General features: G+C 40.7%; 18 protein-coding genes and 1 pseudogene. 15 read left to right on the top strand and 4 right to left on the bottom strand.

Going from position 1 to position 19,484, the window contains the following annotated elements; translation table 11 throughout:
* Window positions 1-241: 241 nt before the first annotated feature.
* The 4 genes from crcB to recJ are packed head-to-tail and all read left to right on the top strand — an operon-like array spanning window position 242 to window position 4,141.
* A complete protein-coding gene (gene crcB, locus JEU79_RS14630; protein ID WP_198264695.1) occupies window positions 242-616 on the top strand; it encodes a fluoride efflux transporter CrcB in 375 nt (124 codons plus the stop codon).
* A gap of 56 nt (window positions 617-672) precedes the next feature.
* Window positions 673-1,002 carry a DUF190 domain-containing protein gene (locus JEU79_RS14625; RefSeq protein ID WP_198264694.1) on the top strand — a complete coding sequence of 110 codons (330 nt, stop codon included), beginning with the start codon at window positions 673-675 and terminating at the stop codon, window positions 1,000-1,002.
* Window positions 1,003-1,016: 14 nt separating this feature from the next.
* Complete coding sequence (gene serS / locus JEU79_RS14620) at window positions 1,017-2,336, top strand: serine--tRNA ligase (RefSeq protein WP_198264693.1); 1,320 nt, start codon at window positions 1,017-1,019, stop codon at window positions 2,334-2,336.
* A complete protein-coding gene (gene recJ, locus JEU79_RS14615) occupies window positions 2,336-4,141 on the top strand; it encodes a single-stranded-DNA-specific exonuclease RecJ (RefSeq protein ID WP_198264692.1) in 1,806 nt (601 codons plus the stop codon). The genes serS and recJ overlap by 1 nt, the downstream gene beginning before the upstream one ends.
* Before the next feature lie 13 nt (window positions 4,142-4,154).
* Here the strand turns inward: recJ and JEU79_RS14610 are convergent, their stop codons facing one another.
* On the bottom strand, window positions 4,155-4,724 hold the full coding sequence (locus JEU79_RS14610; RefSeq protein ID WP_198264691.1) for a hypothetical protein: 570 nt from the start codon (window positions 4,722-4,724) through the stop codon (window positions 4,155-4,157).
* A gap of 207 nt (window positions 4,725-4,931) precedes the next feature.
* Here JEU79_RS14610 and prfB point away from each other — a divergent pair.
* Window positions 4,932-6,030 (top strand): peptide chain release factor 2 gene (gene prfB, locus JEU79_RS14605; protein WP_198264690.1). Its coding sequence is split into 2 segments (ribosomal slippage): window positions 4,932-5,006 and window positions 5,008-6,030, totalling 1,098 coding nucleotides; the frame shifts between segments, so codons are not numbered across the junction.
* A 79-nt stretch (window positions 6,031-6,109) separates the two neighbouring features.
* Window positions 6,110-7,627 carry a lysine--tRNA ligase gene (gene lysS, locus JEU79_RS14600; protein ID WP_198264689.1) on the top strand — a complete coding sequence of 506 codons (1,518 nt, stop codon included), beginning with the start codon at window positions 6,110-6,112 and terminating at the stop codon, window positions 7,625-7,627.
* Window positions 7,628-7,927: 300 nt separating this feature from the next.
* On the opposite strand, the gene JEU79_RS14595 is transcribed toward lysS, so the two are convergent.
* Together JEU79_RS14595 and ygfZ are read right to left on the bottom strand one after the other, a co-directional pair.
* On the bottom strand, window positions 7,928-8,773 hold the full coding sequence (locus tag JEU79_RS14595) for an HDOD domain-containing protein (RefSeq protein ID WP_198264688.1): 846 nt from the start codon (window positions 8,771-8,773) through the stop codon (window positions 7,928-7,930).
* A 299-nt stretch (window positions 8,774-9,072) separates the two neighbouring features.
* The gene (ygfZ, locus tag JEU79_RS14590) at window positions 9,073-10,128 is read right to left on the bottom strand and encodes a CAF17-like 4Fe-4S cluster assembly/insertion protein YgfZ (protein ID WP_198264687.1); all 1,056 of its coding nucleotides are present in this window, start codon (window positions 10,126-10,128) and stop codon (window positions 9,073-9,075) included.
* Between the two features lie 155 nt (window positions 10,129-10,283).
* Between ygfZ and sdhC the strand changes: the two genes are divergently transcribed.
* The 7 genes and pseudogenes from sdhC (at window position 10,284) to JEU79_RS29105 (ending at window position 15,846) form a co-directional block, all read left to right on the top strand.
* The gene (gene sdhC / locus JEU79_RS14585) at window positions 10,284-10,688 is read left to right on the top strand and encodes a succinate dehydrogenase, cytochrome b556 subunit (RefSeq protein ID WP_198264686.1); all 405 of its coding nucleotides are present in this window, start codon (window positions 10,284-10,286) and stop codon (window positions 10,686-10,688) included.
* Between the two features lie 101 nt (window positions 10,689-10,789).
* A pseudogene (locus JEU79_RS14580) lies at window positions 10,790-11,947 on the top strand (IS3 family transposase).
* A gap of 316 nt (window positions 11,948-12,263) precedes the next feature.
* Window positions 12,264-12,596: a succinate dehydrogenase, hydrophobic membrane anchor protein gene (gene sdhD / locus JEU79_RS14575; protein ID WP_198264685.1), complete on the top strand. Its 333-nt coding sequence runs from the start codon at window positions 12,264-12,266 to the stop codon at window positions 12,594-12,596.
* A 27-nt stretch (window positions 12,597-12,623) separates the two neighbouring features.
* Entirely contained in the window at window positions 12,624-14,399 is a 1,776-nt protein-coding gene (gene sdhA, locus JEU79_RS14570; protein ID WP_198264684.1) for a succinate dehydrogenase flavoprotein subunit, read from the top strand.
* A 3-nt stretch (window positions 14,400-14,402) separates the two neighbouring features.
* The gene (locus JEU79_RS14565) at window positions 14,403-15,101 is read left to right on the top strand and encodes a succinate dehydrogenase iron-sulfur subunit (RefSeq protein ID WP_198264683.1); all 699 of its coding nucleotides are present in this window, start codon (window positions 14,403-14,405) and stop codon (window positions 15,099-15,101) included.
* Window positions 15,102-15,371 carry an FAD assembly factor SdhE gene (locus tag JEU79_RS14560; RefSeq protein ID WP_198264682.1) on the top strand — a complete coding sequence of 90 codons (270 nt, stop codon included), beginning with the start codon at window positions 15,102-15,104 and terminating at the stop codon, window positions 15,369-15,371.
* Window positions 15,304-15,846, top strand: a complete 543-nt coding sequence (locus tag JEU79_RS29105; RefSeq protein WP_484637202.1) for a protein YgfX — start codon at window positions 15,304-15,306, stop codon at window positions 15,844-15,846. The genes JEU79_RS14560 and JEU79_RS29105 overlap by 68 nt, the downstream gene beginning before the upstream one ends.
* A 208-nt stretch (window positions 15,847-16,054) precedes the next feature.
* Here JEU79_RS29105 and nadB read toward each other — a convergent pair whose 3' ends face one another.
* Window positions 16,055-17,689, bottom strand: a complete 1,635-nt coding sequence (gene nadB, locus JEU79_RS14550; RefSeq protein WP_198264680.1) for an L-aspartate oxidase — start codon at window positions 17,687-17,689, stop codon at window positions 16,055-16,057.
* A 276-nt stretch (window positions 17,690-17,965) separates the two neighbouring features.
* Between nadB and rpoE the strand changes: the two genes are divergently transcribed.
* Window positions 17,966-18,550, top strand: a complete 585-nt coding sequence (rpoE, locus tag JEU79_RS14545) for an RNA polymerase sigma factor RpoE (protein WP_198264679.1) — start codon at window positions 17,966-17,968, stop codon at window positions 18,548-18,550.
* A gap of 114 nt (window positions 18,551-18,664) precedes the next feature.
* On the top strand, window positions 18,665-19,441 hold the full coding sequence (locus tag JEU79_RS14540; protein ID WP_198264678.1) for an RseA family anti-sigma factor: 777 nt from the start codon (window positions 18,665-18,667) through the stop codon (window positions 19,439-19,441).
* Window positions 19,442-19,484: the final 43 nt, after the last annotated feature.

Below are 19,484 nucleotides of genomic sequence, written 5' to 3'. Positions count from 1 at the left end.
TGATAATTGATAAACTGGTGACGCTTACCAGTGTGAGTGAGATGACTTGTTTTAGCATATTGCAGTATTCCCCATTGACAGATTTTTAATATCTATTATAGACATTTTTTGTATGAAGTAACGTAAGATAAAGATAATTAAGTTATTTTTATTGACAAAATAACAATAATTTATTAAAAAACATGAAAAAATCACTATAAAAGCATAAAATAATGCCTTTTTATGTCTCTGGGAAATAATTTTGGGTGAATTGAGTGCAATTGCGGCGGGTGGTGCATTAGGATCTGTCATGCGCTTTTGGATGTCAGGTGGAATTTATACACTCTTAGGCCGTAATTTTCCTTATGGTACGCTGAGTGTCAACTTGTTGGGATCTTTTTTTATCGGTATCGCATTTATCTTTTTGACTGAGCGCTTAAGTCTGGGCAGTGAAATGAGAGCCTTTATCCTCATTGGTTTTCTTGGTGCATTTACTACTTTTTCTACTTTTTCTTTAGAAACATTATTATTACTACAAGAAGGCTTGTTACTTAGGGCGGCACTCAATATGGTTCTCAGTGTTACGCTATGCCTTTTTGCAACTTGGGCTGGGATTATGCTGGCTAGATCAATATAAAATGGGACTATCTTTACGTGCAGTTTACGAGCAACTCACAAGTAGGTGACAAATAAATGAGTAAAAAAATAAAACAACAAGCGGTGACTCTGGTGCGTGTTTACACTGACGATAGTAATGGGCATATCAGTTCGATGCTGGAACAATTACATCAACGTTGCGATGTTATTGGCACTACTATTTTTCGTGGTATTGCTGGTTTTGGCGATCAGGGGCATATTCATCAAAACAGTTTGCTGGATTTGTCCGGTCATTTGCCTATTGTTATTGAGTTTTACCATAAAAGTGAAAAATCAGAAGAACTCATTGATTTTGTCCATCAAAAAATAAGTAATGCACATATTATCAGTTGGGAAGTGAATCTTTCCTTCGAACATTTAGCTTAGGAATATTATATAACATGCTGGATCCAAAAAATTTAAGAAATAACCTCGATGAAATTGCTGCACAATTGGCTAGACGAGGTTTTACTCTGGATACTGGAAGAATATCAGAATTGGAAGCCGAACGTAAAGTGTTGCAAGCCAGAACTCAGGCATTACAGGCAGAACGCAAAAGTAAATCCAAAGAAATTGGTATCGCAAAAAAGAACGGTGAAGATGCCAGTGAAATATTTGCTGCGGTCGCAACCATGGCCGATGAATTAAAAGTGGCAGAAGCGCGTCTTAAAGAGCTGCAAGATGAAACCAATGCCATTTTTATGACTATTCCAAATGTGCCGCATGAATCAACGCCGGATGGCAAAGATGAAGATGACAATGTGGAATTGCGCCGTTGGGGTGATATTCCTGAGTTCGCTTTTGAGCTTAAGGATCATGTGGATTTAGGTGCTGCTCTGGGTGATGGCTGGAATGCAAAGGGTGGTTTAATGGATTTTGAAACGGCTGCCAAACTATCGGGAGCACGTTTTAGCACCTTAAAAGGTGCATTAGCGAGAATGCATCGCGCCCTGATTCAACTGATGTTGAATACTCACACCGAAGTGCATGGCTATAGCGAAAACTATGTGCCTTATTTAGTGCGTCCCGAGGCATTGAGAGGCACCGGACAATTACCCAAATTTAAAGAAGATTTGTTTGCGATGGAATCCGATGATGAAACCATTCAGGGCGACAAGCAATTACATTTGATTCCAACGGCTGAAGTGCCGGTGACCAATATGGTGCGTGAATCTATTTTGGAAGAGTCCGAATTGCCCTTACGCTTAACAGCGCATACCCCTTGCTTTCGTTCTGAGGCCGGTGCTTATGGTAAGGATGTGCGTGGCCTGATTCGTCAGCATCAGTTTGAAAAAGTAGAATTGGTGCAAATCGTTAAGCCGGAGAACTCGATGGCGGCTTTAGATGAATTATTGGGTCATGCGGAAAAAATTCTGCAATTACTCAATTTACCTTATCGAGTCATGGCGCTCTGTACCGGTGATATTGGTTTTTCTGCCACTAAGACCTTTGATTTAGAGGTTTGGGTGCCCGCACAACAAACCTATCGTGAAATTTCATCCTGTAGTAATTTCGCCGATTTTCAGGCACGTCGTATGCTGGCTCGCTGGCGTAATAAAGCAACGGGTAAGCCTGAATTAGTCCATACTGTGAATGGTTCTGGCCTGGCTGTAGGGCGTACATTGGTTGCTATTGTTGAAAATTATCAACAAGAAGACGGCTCAATTAAAGTGCCTGATGCGTTAATTCCTTATATGGGTGGCTTGGAAGTTATACGTTAGTGGTACCTGAAATTGTTTCCCGTCATGCGGGACAGGACGAGACAAGCTTTGCTGAACGGGTAATGACTCTTTCGCAAACCTTGTCCTTATCTTCTTTGCAAGCAAGAATTGTTGCGAATCGCAGCGCTTTAACTCATAATTCTTTGACCGATCCTGCTCAGTCCTTAGAAGCTCTCGTTACGCCCTCATTAAAAAATATTGCTTCACCGGCCTTATTAAAAGACAGTGATATTGCGGTGCAACGTATTGCTCTGGCGATAAAGCAGGATGAAACCATAGGCTTGCTCACTGATTATGATGTGGATGGTATTACTTCACATGCTATTTTATTTCATGCTCTACGAGATTATTTTGTTGTTGAAGAAAAAAACATTCTGCACCTAATCGGTCATCGCATAGAAGATGGTTATGGCATTAGTCAGGGCTTAATCGAGCGTATTCTTAATGATGATACGCTACCTGATTTAATCATTAGTGCTGATTGTGGCTCTTCTGATGAGTTGCAAATAGCCCAGCTTAAACAGCGGGGCATTGATGTGATTGTGACTGATCACCATGCAATACCACAGGAAGGAATTCCTGGCTCCGCTCTGGCTACCATTAATCCTACCCGTGATGATTGTGATTATCCTGATAATACCATTGCGGGCTGTATGGTGAGTTGGTTGCTCATGAGCCAATTACGCACACATTTAATTCAAGCAGATTCGCTTGCTAAAAACACGGCAAAACTATCGGGCTTATTGGACTTTGTTGCTTTGGGTACGGTGGCTGATGCTGTGTCCTTAAGTAGCCCGATTAATCGCGCAGTGGTGAATGTCGGCTTAAAAGTCATGAACCAATTGCAACGACCCTGCTGGCAAGTGATAAAAAAACTACTTGATCGAGACTTTCAGGTCTTTACTGCAGAGGATTTAGGCTTTCAGATAGGGCCTAGAATTAATGCCCGCAGTCGCATGTCCGATCCCTATATGGCATTGCATTATCTTTGTGCCCCAACAGCGATGAAGTCCATGCAATATTTACAGGAATTAGATAAGGATAATCAAACCCGTAAAGACACTGAAAAGGATATGCTGGAAATTGCCTATCGCCTGGCAAAAGAGCAATTGGTCAGCCAAAAATGGTCTTTAGTGATTTATGATGATGCCTTTCATGCCGGTGTGCAGGGGATTGTGGCTTCAAGATTGATGGATAAATTTGGTCGCCCGGTGATTGTTTTGAGTCCAACCAATGATAAGCAAAAACACACCGGTTCTGCTCGTACTATACCCGGCGTACATATCCGTGATGCCATTGAACAGGTGGCTAATGCGCATCCAGAAATGGTATTAGGCTTTGGCGGTCATAAAGGCGCTGCGGGTTTAAAATTGAATAGTGAATCAGTCGATGCCTTTAGGGGCTTGTTTGATGCTGCAGTAGCGCTGCAATTAGAGGGAAGTGACAATCTTAGACCGATTATTTTAACCGATGGTGAATTGGACGAAAGTGATATGAGCTTTCAGACGATTGCGGATTTAAAGTATTTAGAACCTTATGGCCGAGAGTTTGAAGTGCCGATTTTTGAAGGTGATTTTAAAGTCCAGAGTATTCGCGCAATTGGTTCTGAGGCTAACCATTTAATGTTAGACTTAGCCACTGAAAAACACGTATTTCGAGCCGTATGGTTTCGTGCTTTAGAAAAAAAATCTGATCCATTTCCCTTTGTGCAAGGGCAGTTGATTCGAGCTGTTTATCAACTCAAAGAGAATTATTATCGAGGCAATTTTTCCATTCAATTGCATATCGAACATGCCAGTTTATAATTCTATAAAAATGTTAAAAAAGCTCGATATCATCATCTTCCTCAGCCTTGTTATCCATTTCTGTTTTAAATTCTTCTAAGGCTTTTTCAATGGGAATACCAGACAGCACTTTGTCAAACATTCTGCGTTCTTCTTCCATGGTGTATTTGCTGCGAATAGCTTCTTGCAAGGCTTGCCATTCAGGTGGTGAATATAATGCCGCAGGGTTTGCAATCAAGGCCGTTAGCGAAGATAAACTCTGGCTGACATGATCCAGTCGTTGAGTGAGTTTGTCGTAAAATTGAAAGGCGATAATGGCTGATTGAACTTTGTCTAATGCAGTGGCCGCTGAATGTTGTATTGCTTGTTTTATTTGTTCACTATTATCACCTTCATTCAGCTGTGTGACAGAGTTTTGAATTTCACTTAAATTACTTGCCAAAGTTGTGAATGAACTGGCCAGGGTATCGACTGAGGCATTACCTTCATTCATCGACTGATCAATTTGCGCCACGGATAAATTGAGCATTAATACCGTTTCTTTTAATTGGCTCCAGTCTAAATCAGGATTTAATGCGGATGAACCTGTCGTAGAAGTCGTCATGATGTTCCTTAAAAGCTGAATTTTCTATAATTTCTTTCAATTATAGATGTAAAATTAACAATTGCAGTCAATTTATTGAAAAAATACATTTATTTGTTATTTATTCTGAGTTTTGTCGCATAAATATCTAAGATATTAGGCCATTCTGGTGTAAAATGTCGGGCTATTTTAAGAATTCTTTAATTATACTGGCATTTAGGCAAACACATGATCGAAACCACGGGATTAAAATCCAGAATCTCTGATATAAGCAAGCGTTCAGAACTGCTTAGGGGGTATCTTTGACTTTGATCTGCGCAAAGAACAACTTGAAGAAGTCAATTTAGAGCTTGAATCTCCGCAGGTTTGGGACAACCCTGAAAATGCTCAGGCTTTAGGGCAGAAAAAAGTTACTCTGGAAAAAATAGTCAATGGCTTAGAAACCTTATTTTCCGGCTTGGCCGATATTGGTGAATTACTGGAAATGGCATTGGCAGAAGATGATGAAGAGGCTGTCAGTGATATTATTGCCGAATTGGATGAATTAGAAAAAGAAGTCGAAGAGCTTGAATTCAGACGGATGTTTTCCGGTGAAATGGATGCCAATAATGCCTTTATTGACATTCAGTCTGGTTCGGGCGGAACGGAAGCTCAGGATTGGGCCAGTATGTTGCTCAGAATGTTTTTACGTTTTGGCGAAAAAGAAGGTTTTAAAACCGAAGTTTTGGAAGTCTCTGATGGTGATGTCGCGGGCATTAAAGGTGCGACTATTAAGTTCACGGGTGAGTATGCTTTTGGTTGGCTAAGAACAGAAACCGGCGTGCATCGTCTGGTGAGAAAATCACCCTTTGATTCAGGTAATCGCCGTCATACTTCCTTTGCATCGGTGTTTGCCTACCCTGAAGTGGATGATGACATTGACATTGATATCAACCCTGCGGATTTACGCATTGATACCTATCGTGCCAGTGGTGCGGGTGGTCAGCATATTAATAAAACCGATTCTGCTATTCGTATCACTCATTTACCGACTAATGTCGTGGTACAGTGTCAAAGTGATCGTTCTCAGCATAAAAATAAAGCTGCTGCGATGAAAATGCTCAAAGCTAAACTGTATGAAGTTGAAATGCAAAAGCGTAATGCAGAAAAACAAGAATTAGAAGAAACTAAGTCGGATATTGGCTGGGGTAGCCAGATTCGTTCCTATGTATTGGATCAGTCGCGTATTAAAGATTTACGCACCGGACATGAGTCGAGTAATACCCAAGCGGTACTCGATGGCGATTTAAGACCCTTTGTTGAGGCTTCATTAAAGTCTAATATGTGAGTTGATGTATTTTAATGAATGGTCATTAGAATTTTAAAAAATTAAACTAATTTGCAAGTATATTTAAGTGAGTAAATAGATGTCAGAATCTGCACAAGAACAAGCGAAAGAACCTGTTGATGAAAATAAGCTAATTGCGCAACGACGTGAAAAATTAGCTAAATTGAGAGAGCAGGGCAATGCCTTTCCTAATCATTTTCGTCGTGATTCCTTAGCTGAAAAATTACATGAAGATTATGACTCTTTGACTAAAGAAGAACTGGCTGAAAAAAATGTGTCAGTCATTGTTGCCGGTCGTATGATGTTACAACGTATTATGGGCAAGGCCAGTTTTGCCACTATTCAGGACATGTCCGGCTCGATACAATTATTTGTCCAGCGTGATTCATTGCCTGAAGGGTTTTATAACGAACAGTTCAAAAAATGGGATTTGGGTGACATTATTGGCGCTAAAGGTGTGTTGTTTAAAACTAAAACAGATGAACTATCGGTTAGAGTGGATAGTATTGAGCTATTAACCAAGGCCTTACGTCCGTTACCAGAAAAATTTAAAGGCTTGTCTGATCAAGAAACACGCTATCGTCAGCGTTATATTGATTTGATCACCAGTGCTGAAACCCGTAAGACGTTTGCCCTACGTTCTAAGATCATTACCTATATTCGTAATTTCATGTTACAAAAAGATTTTATGGAAGTTGAAACGCCGATGATGCAGGCGATTCCTGGTGGTGCAACGGCACGTCCGTTTACGACCTATCATAATGCCTTGGATATGGAATTGTTTTTACGCATTGCTCCAGAATTATACTTAAAACGTTTGGTTGTCGGTGGTTTTGAACGGGTATTTGAAATCAATCGTAATTTCAGAAATGAAGGTTTGTCAACGCGACATAATCCTGAGTTCACCATGATTGAGTTTTATCAGGCCTATGCTGATTATCATGATCTGATGGATATTACTGAAGAAATGCTTCGTGGTTTGGCGCAAAGCGTATTAGGCAGTCCGGTATTTCAATATCAGGGCATGGAAGTTGATTTTGGTAAGCCTTTTACCCGGATGACCATTAAAGAGTCAATTTTGCATTTCAATCCTGAGCTGACTGAAAGTCAGTTAGATGATATTGATAGCGCACGTCAGATTGCCGAGTCTTTAGATATTCCTCTAAAAGACGGTTATGGTTTGGGCAAGGTACAAATTGAAATTTTTGAGAAAACGGTTGAAGATCGTTTGCTGGAACCTACTTTTATTACTGCTTATCCCACTGAAGTTTCACCCTTGGCAAGACGTAATAATGACGACCCGTTTGTGACTGATCGCTTTGAATTTTTTGTTGGTGGCCGTGAATTAGCTAATGGTTTTTCTGAGTTAAATGACCCTGAAGATCAGGCCGAGCGTTTTAAGAAACAGGTTGAAGAAAAAGAGGCCGGTGATGATGAAGCGATGCATTTTGATGCAGATTATATCATTGCTTTAGAACATGGAATGCCACCTACAGCAGGTGAGGGTATTGGTATTGATCGATTGGTGATGTTATTGACCGATGCACCATCAATTAGAGACGTGTTATTGTTTCCGCACATGAGGCCTGAAGCCTAATTGCACAGGTAGGATGTGGTGAGGTACGAACCGCATCAAAGCCATTTATTTAAGATATTCGTTTAAAACCAATGATGCGGTTCGTGCCTCACCACATCCTACTAGACCTACCCATAGCCTTTAACCTAAAAAAATCAGTTGAACCTACTGCGACCGCCTTATGCACTGAATCTTAAGGTTTTTCCAGAACATTTTGACTTCACCCGTAGGGTGACTACGAATAAAGCCAAAATAACCTGTAAACCCTTAATCTTCAGCACCTAAGTCGCTCTTGCTACGATTCAACTGATTATTTTAGGTTTAACTAAACAACTGTTGGGTGATTTCAATCTCTTCAATAATCACATCTTCAATCTCAAGCACTTCCGTTTCACCGGCCAAGCCTAACTTACAAAAAGACGGAATGGTATTCCAGTCTAATTGTGCATCGGGATGATCGGTATCGGCCAGATTTTGTAACTTAGCCACAATAACGACATCGATATAATCAATTTTCTCACTATCATATTGATAATTATTGTGTTCATTTGCGACTGCAATCAGATCCTCTGGAAAATGCCAGTTCTGCATAATGGACGTCCCTACTGGCCCAGATAAACGATCTAATAGGGATTTAAAAACTTCTTCATCCTGAACCAATGCTGGAATTTCTTCTGCCCGAGTTAAGATGGGCAAGGCACCAATATTATGCACCAAGCCTGCTAGCATGGCCTGATCAGGCTTAAGTTTGGTGAAGTGCTTGGCCATAGCCGAGGCGATGGATGCGACTTGGGTACTTTGAGTCCAAATCTCATCCATATATTTTTTAGTGATCGGGTTGGTCGCTTTGAAGATTTGTTCCATTGCCATGGTGGTGACCATGGATTTTACCAGCGAGTGACCCATTCGAGTGATGGCTTGTTCCACAGTGTCCGTTTTTTGTGAACCACGCAATAATGGACTATTGGCTACCTGAATCATGCGGGCAGCAATCACCGGATCTAAGCTAATGACTTCTGCAATTTGCTTGGCACTGGCATCTTCGTCAGCAACAGCGTCACGTACTTTTAATGCGACCTCAGGCAATATGGGCAAGACCAGCTTTTGTTTTTCCAGGTCATCTAATAGGGCAACATAAAATTTATCTTCAAGAACTTTATTACTCAAGGGAAACCTTTATGTATTGAAAATGTTATTAAAATATTTACTGACTTTAGGTATAGCATATAATTGAAGAAAAATAAAAAATTATGTGCTGTCGATCTGAAAATTTTTAAATAAGTAGGTATTGATGCGGTTCGCACCTCACCGCATCCTACTGGTTTATGCGTAGGGTGGGCACGCTTTTTGTGCCCACGCTGAAAGTGTGAATAAGGAGTTGAGTCAGCGTGGGCAAATGAAGCCATGCCCACCCTACGTATGAACAGGGCATAGGATGTGGTGAAGCACGAACCGCATCAATTAGACTAACTTTCCTCAATTTCAAGCGAATAAGGTAGATCTACAATTGTTAGTGGTAGCTGCATCGCCTCATCAAGAAAAATGTCATTATTATCAACCGCATCGCTAGTAATAACAGCAAGCAAATCCAAACCACCCTTGGGTGATAATTGTGCATCAACAATATGACCCGCCCCCTGACCACTCTTGGATTTTTCAGAGTAGAGCAAATCGCCGGGTAGGACATTTTGCTCTGCATCGCAATGAGCACGGTACATTTTGCGTTTAAGTTTACCCAGGTACTGCATTCTGGCAACGACTTCCTGACCGGTATAACAGCCTTTTTTGAAGTTGATGCCGTTTAAAATCTGTAAATTAAGCATCTGTGGGATAAAGGCTTCTTTTGAACTGGCAAAGACGTTGGGAATACCTGCTTCAATATCCATAATACGCCAATGACTGGTGTTAATGAGTTGTGCTTTAGGCTGTAATGCTTGCCATAATGCCGTTATTTTTTCCACACAGCCAATACATTCAAAGCGGGGAGTTTCACCGGCAAGGCGAATTAATTGAATACCATCTGTTTCGGTGACCATATTGGGCTCGCCGGGGATGGATAAATTAGATGCTTTGAGTTGATTGATGGCCTGCTGGCCAAAAACGCCAATTTTTATCAGGCTGTCGGAAACATTGGTCAGTTCAACCTTACTCATCATGACAAACATTTTAAGACGTTTGAGTGTTTCTTCTAATAAAGGATAAGGCAGTTGCAAGTAAAGCTTGTTGCCCTGTGCAAAGATGGTAAATAATGCGCGTAAACGACCTTTGGGCGTACAAAGACCGCTTAGATGGGACAATGTTGAGCTGATGGCATTGATGTCATTGGTCAATTGCCCTTGTAAGTAGGTTTTTTTATCATCACCACTGACTTCAATTAATCCCAGATAGGATAAATCGGTTAAATATAAATCACCTTGCAATGAACTAATAGTGGATTGTTCGGATGCGTTAAAGCTGACTTCTTTATCGTCATTAAATATAGCCCCTAAAGGACTAAGGAAATTGTACCAATTGTTTGACATGGGCTTGATCTACTCTGATTATTGTATATGCTATATATAATGACGTTTTAACGAGTAATCAATGTTTGTGAGCCGATCAATTTTTTTTTACACCTGTCTTGTGAATAGCCCTATTAAATGTACTGCATATTATTAGGCTTTGCCTAAGGAACATAATGCTGGATCCCAGTCAACCACATACGAATCATCCAAGAAAGCGACCTAAAAATCTTAACTTGCTTTCAGTTAAATTTCCTATGTCAGCAGTGATGTCGGTGGGTCATAGAGCTGCAGGTGTTTTTCTCTTTCTCACCATTCCTTATTTACTGTATTTATTACAATTATCACTGACAAGTGAGGCGGGTTTTGCGCTGGCGAAGGCTGAACTTCAAAGTCCTCTGGCAAAAATTTTCTGGCTGATTGCTATTTGGGCCTTGGCACATCACTTTCTGGCCGGCATTCGGTATTTTTTATTAGATTTTGATATTGCTATTAAAAGAGAAATGGCACAAAAAAGTGCTGTATTTGTAATGATAGGTGGTTTTGTGGTGGCCGTTATCTGCGCAGTTATACTCTTTTGAAAAGGCTAAAACAATGATTATGCAAAAAATGATTATAATGTGGCTATACTTAACCGGACACACAACTTAAAATAACTAAAAGATAAAAAGTGTGACCTAAAATGAATGATCAAACAAAAAAACCGAATAAAAGCTATACATCAGAATTTAAAGAATCAGCTGTCAAATTAGCTAATGAGACGGATCAACCCGTTTCTCAGACTGCCAGGGAGCTAGGTGTTAATGTAAATACTCTACATACCTGGATCAGTAAATATTCCAAACCGGTGAAGACGGTAGCCAATAGAAGTGATGAACACATTTATGATGAAGTAAAACGTCTGAAAAAAGAATTGGCAAAAGTGATTCAGGAGCGTGATTTATTAAAAGGCCACAGCGTACTTTGCAAGGGAAACTTTGTGAAGTACGCATGGATAACTGATCAGGCTAAAGATTACCCGGTAACGATTCTGTGCCGTTTATGGATGTTTCCGTAGTTGCTATTATGATTGGGTTAGCTCTCCTAAAACGGATAGAGAGAAAGAAAATGAAGCGCTTACTGAGCAGCTAAAAAACTGTTTGAAGACAGTCGCAAGACTTATGGAACCCGTCGTCTTAAAAGAAAACTGGCTGAAAAAGGCGTTCATATAAGCCGCCGGAGAATTGGTCGATTAATGAAAAAAGCCGGTTTGTTTTGTAAAACGAAGAGACGCTTTAAAGCGACGACTAATTCCAAGCATAATAAGCGTATATCTCCAAATTTACTGGAAAGAGAGTTTACTGTCTCTCAACCTGATCGCTACTATGTGGGTGATATTACCTATATTGCCACCAAGGAAGGCTGGTTATATTTAGCGGTTGTCATTGACTTATTCTCTAGGCAAATTGTTGGCTGGTCGATGGATGAGCGAATGAAAGCCAAGCTAGTCAATGATGCTTTACTGATGGCCATATGGAAGCGTAAACCAATGGATGGATTGCTTTGGCATACTGACCGAGGTAGCCAATATGCCTCTGATAGTCATAGAAAAATATTGTCGGATCATAACATAATTCAGTCTATGAGCCGCAAAGGAAATTGCTGGGACAATGCTGTATCAGAGAGCTTCTTTCATAGTTTGAAAACTGAATTGACGCACCATTGTCGATTCAAAACCAGAGTAGAAGCAAAGCAGGCAATATTTGAATATATTGAGGTATTTTATAATCGGGAGCGACTTCATTCGGCTAATGATTATTTGTCACCAGTCGATTATGAAATACAGCAGGAAATAGCTTAAATCGATTGATTGAAGAGGGGTAAAAGGCGACATAAATGCCGCCCATTACCGTTGACGGCCATCGGCTCCTCAGCCTGTGCCGTGAAGATATTGTAACAGGATCATTACCGTTGTGAAAATACCTTGGGTGAATGGAACGGCTCTATCGTTCCAGAGGGCAAAGCCCTTTCTCTTCATCTGTTTAAAGTTAACATGAGAAACTAAAATGATAGGAAATACAAAATGACAAAAATCACTTGAAACAGCCAAAAAAATATTTAGAAAACTGTCCGGAAAAGTGTTGACACATCATTATGCTAAATAGGTGTAGGCAAATATGACTTATCAGGCAAAAGGCCTTCAAGCATGGCTGTTTCAACGGCTAACCGCTGCTTTTATGGCGCTTTATATTCTTTATTTCTTGGGCGTCATATTAACGACCAGTGAAATGACTTATGTTGCATGGCTTGAATGGTTTTCACATCCGCTAATGAACACGGCATCAGGGCTCTTTTTTATCCATCTTGCAGTCCATGCCTGGGTAGGAATGAGAGACATTGTTTTGGATTATGTAAGTAATGATAGTCTACGCTTATTAAGTTTAACCTGTATTAGTTTTTTCCTTATCATCATCAGTCTGGGTATGTTACGAATACTTTTTTCGCTTTAATTGCACGAGGGCGCTACGGCATCTTAAATGAATATTATTAGAAGAAAATTTGATACGTTAGTGATTGGAGCTGGTGGTGCGGGCTTAAGAGCAGCATTACAATTGTCTCAGGCAGATACCAAAGTCGCGGTAGTCTCCAAAGTTTTCCCGACTCGCTCTCATACTGTGGCGGCACAAGGCGGTATGAATGCGGCCTTAGGCAATGTCACACCAGACAATTGGCATTGGCATATGTATGATACGGTGAAAGGCAGTGATTATCTGGGTGATCAGGATGCCATCGAATATATGTGCCGTGCTGCCCCTAATACCGTAATCGAACTGGAACATTTTGGTGTGCCATTTTCACGCTTAGAAAATGGCAAGATTTATCAGCGTCCTTTTGGTGGTCAAAGCCAGGATTTTGGTGGCGATCAGGCAGCTCGTACCTGTGCCGCTGCTGATCGTACTGGTCATGCCATGTTACATTCCCTCTATCAACAAAACATACGTGCCAAGACGCATTTTTTCGATGAATATTTTGCTGTGGATTTGTTAAAGAATGATGCCGGTGATGTCTTAGGTGCTATTGCTTATGATATTGAAACCAGTGAAAAAATTATTATTGAAGCAAAAACCACCTTGATTGCCACCGGTGGAGCAGGGCAGTTGTTCCGTACCAATACCAATGCCAGTATTAATACCGGCGATGGCATGGCGATGGCTTTAAGAGCAGGCATTCCTTTGCAAGACATGGAGTTTTTTCAATTTCATCCCACGGGCATTGCGGGTAAAGGGATGCTGATCACCGAAGGTGTGCGCGGTGAAGGCGGCTATTTGGTTAATGGTGATGGCGAACGTTTTATGGAACGCTATGCGCCTCATGCCAAAGATTTGGCTTCACGGGATGTGGTTAGTCGAGCCATTGCCATTGAGATCAGAGATGGTCGTGGCTGTGGACCCAACAAAGATTATGTATTATTAAAACTGGATCATCTAGGCAGTGAAGTCATTAAAAAACGCCTGCCGGGAATCCGTGATACCAGTATGACTTTTTTGGGTATCGATCCCATCGAAGAACCCATCCCTGTTTTCCCAACGGCACATTATACTATGGGTGGTATTCCTACAAACCGCCATGGTGAAGTAGTTGTTCCTGCCGGCACAGGAGGTGAAGAAGCCATACCCGGTTTGTATGCAGCGGGTGAATGTGCCTGCGCATCCGTTCATGGCGCTAATCGCCTGGGGGGTAATTCTTTATTGGATATCGTGGTCTTTGGTCGTGCTGCGGGCAATCATATTATTGAGTACCTTAAATCACATCGTTATCATGAAATTTTATCGGATGATTGCATCAATGATGCCCTAGCCCGATTAGAGCGTTGGGAGCAGAAAAAAGATCCTGCGGAGGAATCCTATTCTGTACCTGAATTAAAAGCCGAACTGATGCGTGTTATGGAAGAAAAATGCGGAGTTTTTCGCACCGATGATGTCCTTATTGAATGTGTAGAAGATGTTAAACGTATTAAGGAGAAACTAAACAAAGCCTTTATAACGGATCATTCTTCGGTCTTTAATACCGCTCGTGTTGAAGCATTGGAATTGGAAAATTTGATAGAAATTGGTCTGGCAACGGTTATCAGTGCTCAGGCACGTAAAGAAAGTCGAGGCGCGCATTCGCGTATTGATTTCACCAAACGTGATGACGAAAGCTGGATGAAACACAGTCTGTATTATATGCAGGACAATAAATTACTTTATAAGCCGGTTCGAACCAAAGCGTTGACGGTTGATACTTTTCCTCCTAAAGAACGGGTTTACTAAGCCATGCAGTTTACTATTTATCGCTATAATCCAGAAAATGATGCTGAACCTTATATGCAGCAATATGACTTGCATGATGTAGAGCCTGGCACAATGCTGCGTGATGCCTTATTACGGATCAAAAACGAACAAGATCAAAGTCTTTCTTTTCGTCATTCCTGTGGTGAGGGTGTGTGTGGCTCAGATGGTATGAATATTAATGGTCGCAATGGTTTAGCCTGTGTCACGGCAGTGGATGATTTAAAAACGCCTATTGTTATTCGCCCTTTACCGGGTATGCCGGTCATTCGTGATCTCGTTATTGACATGACTCAGTTTTATACCCAATACCGAGCAGTTAAACCTTGGCTCATTGTTAAAGATCCTATCCCTGAAGTTGAATTTAAACAATTACCGGAGCAACGCGATAAACTCGATGGCCTCTATGAGTGCATACTTTGTGCTTGTTGTTCCACTTCTTGCCCCTCATTCTGGTGGAACCCTGATAAATTCATGGGGCCGGCAGCCTTATTACAATCTTGGCGTTTTCTCTCAGATAGTCGTGATCAGGCGACAGAAGAGCGCTTGGAGGAATTGGAAGGGCCGTATAAATTATTCCGCTGTCATACCATTATGAATTGTGTTGACGTGTGTCCTAAACACCTTAACCCAACCAAGGCCATTGGTCATATTAAAAAACTGATGCTGAAGAAAATGGTTTAAATGGCAAATATTAACCTCCCTAATAAAGATAGATTACGCTGGCAATGTCGTCGTGGTATGTTGGAACTGGAACTTTTTTTAAATGATTTTTTAGAAAATGACTATGAAAATTTATCCACAGACAAAAAAAGTGACTTTGTTGATTTATTAAAGGTCATCGATCCGGTATTATTTGACTATCTTATGGGAACAGACGAGCCGGATGATCATGGACTTAGGGATATTGTCCAAACAATTAGAACAGCTACCCGCCAGCGGGTTAGTCTTTAAGCTGAAGCAGAACTCAATTACTGAGTCTCTAAGCTCGGCCTTGAGCCACTGTTATCTTAGCTTCTTTCTACTTTTATTGATTGCCTTACTGCAATTGCCGCTAAACTTCTGGCAATTACTGCCCCTTATAGTGATTTTAGCTTTTTATTGCCAAATAATTTTTCGTCAACACATACTGCTCAGTTTACCGAGCGCAATTAAACAACTGGTTTTTACCGAGTTAGGCTGGTGTTATGTGCAGCTCAATAATGATCGGGTATTTAAGGCTGATATTAGCGAAGATACCATTCTTACAGAGCATTTAGTCATTCTCAATTTAAAGCCACAAAGCCCAGAATCACTTTGGCAAAAACTCAATATCCTCAATCAACATTCAATCATTCTTACCAAAAATAGACTGACTAAAGAAAAATTCAGAGAGCTGAAACGCCATTTACGTTTTATAAATTTTCACAAAGCGCCTGATAATAAGTGACTGGTTATATTTATCCTAAAAAAATCAGTTGAACCTACTGCGACCGCCTTATGCACTGAATCTTAAGGATTTTCCAGAATATTTTGACTTCACCCGTAGGGTGACTACGAATAAAGCCAAAATAACCTGTAAAACCCTTAATCTTCAGCAACTAAGTCGCTCTCGCTACGATTCAACTGATTATTTTAGGTTTATAATTTGAAGGGTATTAAGAATAGTTTTCTGGCACTAATACCGTATCGTGTAAGAATTTCTTATCATCCTTAAACGGATAATCCAAAGTATAATGCAAGCCACGACTTTCTTTTCTTTGCATTGCACTATCAATGATCAATTCTGCCACAGTGGCCAAATTCCGTAACTCAATTAAATCACCATTAATATGATATTGACGGTAATAGTCATCAATTTCACGCTGTAATAATTTAACCCGTTGCTTGGCTAATAATAAACGTTTGTTTTTACGTACAATACCGACATAGTTCCACATAAAACGTCGTAATTCATCCCAGTTATGCGTCACTACCACGACTTCTTCAGAGCCCGTTACCCGACTATCATCCCAGGCAGGTAATAATGGTTCACATTCATAATCTTTTAGTTCAAGACTAATATTGTTAGCCGCCGCCCTCGCAAATACCAAACATTCAAGTAAGGAATTGCTTGCCATGCGATTTGCACCATGTAAACCGGTAAAAGCGGTTTCACCAATCGCATATAGATTGCTAATATCGGTTTGGCCATTGAGATCGGTCATTACACCGCCACAGGTATAGTGTGCCGCAGGGACAACGGGCATGGGTTCACGAGTAATATCAATCCCATAAGATAAACAGCGTTTATAAATCGTCGGGAAGTGTGATTTAATGAAATCAGCTGATTTATGACTAATGTCCAGATAAACAAAATCAGAACCGGTGCGTTTCATCTCATAATCAATGGCCTGAGCGACAATATCCCGTGGAGCTAATTCTTCACGTTCATCAAATTTGTGCATAAATGCACTACCATCAGGCAAGGTCAGTTTTGCACCCTCACCCCGTAGGGCTTCGGAAACTAGAAATGATTTAGCCTTGGGGTGATAGAGACAGGTCGGATGAAATTGATTGAATTCCATATTAACAACCCGGCATCCTGCTCGCCAGGCCATGGCAATGCCATCCCCTGTAGAACTATCTGGATTACTGGTATACAAATACACCTTACTGGCACCACCGGTTGCTAAAATAGTGAATTTTGCAGGGACTCCTGTGACCTTATCTGTTTTGGTGTTGAGTAAGTAAATGCCAACGCATTGCTTGGGATTTGATGCGTTGCTGGATAAAATTAGATCCACAACCATGTGATGTTCAAGGGTTTGTATGTGTGGGTTTCGCTTCACTTGTGCCAAAAGACCATCGGAAAGTGCTTTGCCTGTTGCGTCGGCTGCGTGTATAACACGTCGATGACTATGACCCCCTTCACGAGTCAGATGATAGTCGTCAGTTTGTGCTTCATGGGAAAATTTCACGCCTTTTGCTATCACCCATTGTATGGCTTCTTTACCCTGTTCAATGGTGTATTTAACCCGTTCTGGATGGCATAATCCAGCACCGGCATTGATGGTGTCATTGATATGAGAGCTGATACTGTCATTATCTTCATCCAGAACAGCAGCAATCCCACCCTGTGCATAGAGTGTTGAGCCTTCCTGAATAGGCCCCTTGGAAATGAGTGCAATACTGGGTTTTGGCGTTTGCTCTTTAGGGCTTGTAGCGTTGATTTTATCTGCTAACTCCAGAGCCACCGTTAAGCCTGCTGCACCAGTACCAATGATAATGACATCAAAACATGTGTTATTCATAATTTTAGCTAATAAGTCTCTTCATATAACTGCCTATATTATGCACAATTAATAGTTTTAAACCTAGTAACAAATAATGTGGGTTTTATTGCTTGATTCACATCAATAAAAGTGAGTTGCAAGTGAACTTATTGCTATTGCCTCGGTCATAATAAGCAAGAACGAGCAATTATTCATTTGTGAGGTATTTATTACTGTAAACTCGGTCACTTATGCGCTAATTTGTTTTATAATACGGTTTGAGTATACCTCTTCAAATGGAAAAATGGGAAGCTGATGAGCGATAATGAATCGCAGAATAAAATTGATCTGGAGATTGTGAAACGAGTACAACGCGGTGATAAAAGTGCATTTGATTTATTAGTGATCAAATATCAGCATAAATTGGCCAAATTGGTACTGCCTTATGTTCATGATCGTGACGATGTTTTAGATGTGGTGCAAGAATCATTTATCAAAGCGTATAAGGCTATGCCTCGCTTCAGGGGCGATAGTGCCTTTTATACCTGGCTTTACCGAATTGCAATCAATACGTCAAAAAATTATTTGACTGCACAAAGCAGAAGACCACCGAGAACGGATGTCGATGCGGCTGATGCGGAATTTTATGATGGTGGAAGCGTGATGCATGATAATGCAACACCCGAAGCGGTCTTAGCAACTGAACAGATTAAAGAGGCAATTAATCAGGTGATCTCAGATTTACCGGATGAATTGAAAGTTGCCATCAGTCTGCGTGAATTCGAAGGTATGAGTTATGACGAGATTGCAGATGTTATGGATTGTCCCGTGGGGACTGTTCGTTCAAGGATTTTCAGGGCCAGGGAGGCGATTGATAATGAAATTAAAGCCTTGCTTTAGAGTAAGTACACTTGTTAAAAGTGTTTTTATTAAAGCTGCTTTCGTTAAGAAAGTACTCGTATTAAGAGCGCTTTAATTATTTTGTGACTGTTTTTTTAAGATGATGAGATGAATATGCCAGTGCAAACCAACGAACAGCATGCTAACGAAATGCTATCAGCCTTTATTGATGCTGAACAATCTACTCAAGAAACGTCTCAAGTTATTGATGCCTTGCTGAGTGATCCTGATTTTAAGCAACAATATATTAGAATGCAATCAGGCAGTGACCATTTACATAATGAAGTCGTACAATCGTTTTCAATGACTGATCTGACAGGGAATATCAGTGCTACTTTGGATGGATTGCCCGCGCACTTTGTCGATGCTGCAGTGACCTTGCAATCAACGGAAACAACTGATGTAGAAAAACTGACTGCTTGGCAGAACCTGTTCAAAAAAGTATCAGAAAACAGAACTCTGAGTGGCTTATCCGTTGCTGCTTCGGTGATGTTTGTTACTTTATTTGCACTACAGAATGTGACTAACCTTAATCCAGACATGAATTCAAACACTGATCGTGCCGTCAATCTTGCCAGCAGTCAATTGGGGGCGAATAACTTTGCTTCTAACTCAATGCAGATTGCGCCAATAGTAAATGCTTCCTCTGTTGGTCAGTCATCTTTAATTCGTGCCGCCAATAATTTGCCAGCATCTTATGTTTCCATGAATCCATCGTTCGGTTCAGTGAGTGGGAATGGCGTAAATACCAAGCAGCAATATAAATGGATAGAAGCTGATCCAGCGCTTTCAAGACAAGTCCGCCAATATGTTAATGAACATGAACGACAACGTGCGGCTTATAATCTACAACCTAAAATTCGTACTGCAACCTATCAAATAAGCCAATAATAGTTTTTTGTTTGTTGCAAGTATGCGTTTTTGCAGAGCTTTC

The organism is sulfur-oxidizing endosymbiont of Gigantopelta aegis, assembly GCF_016097415.1.
Taxonomy (GTDB): domain Bacteria; phylum Pseudomonadota; class Gammaproteobacteria; order GRL18; family GRL18; genus GRL18.
Note: the sequence above shows the minus strand (reverse complement) of the source record. Positions and strands in the feature narration are given on the sequence as shown.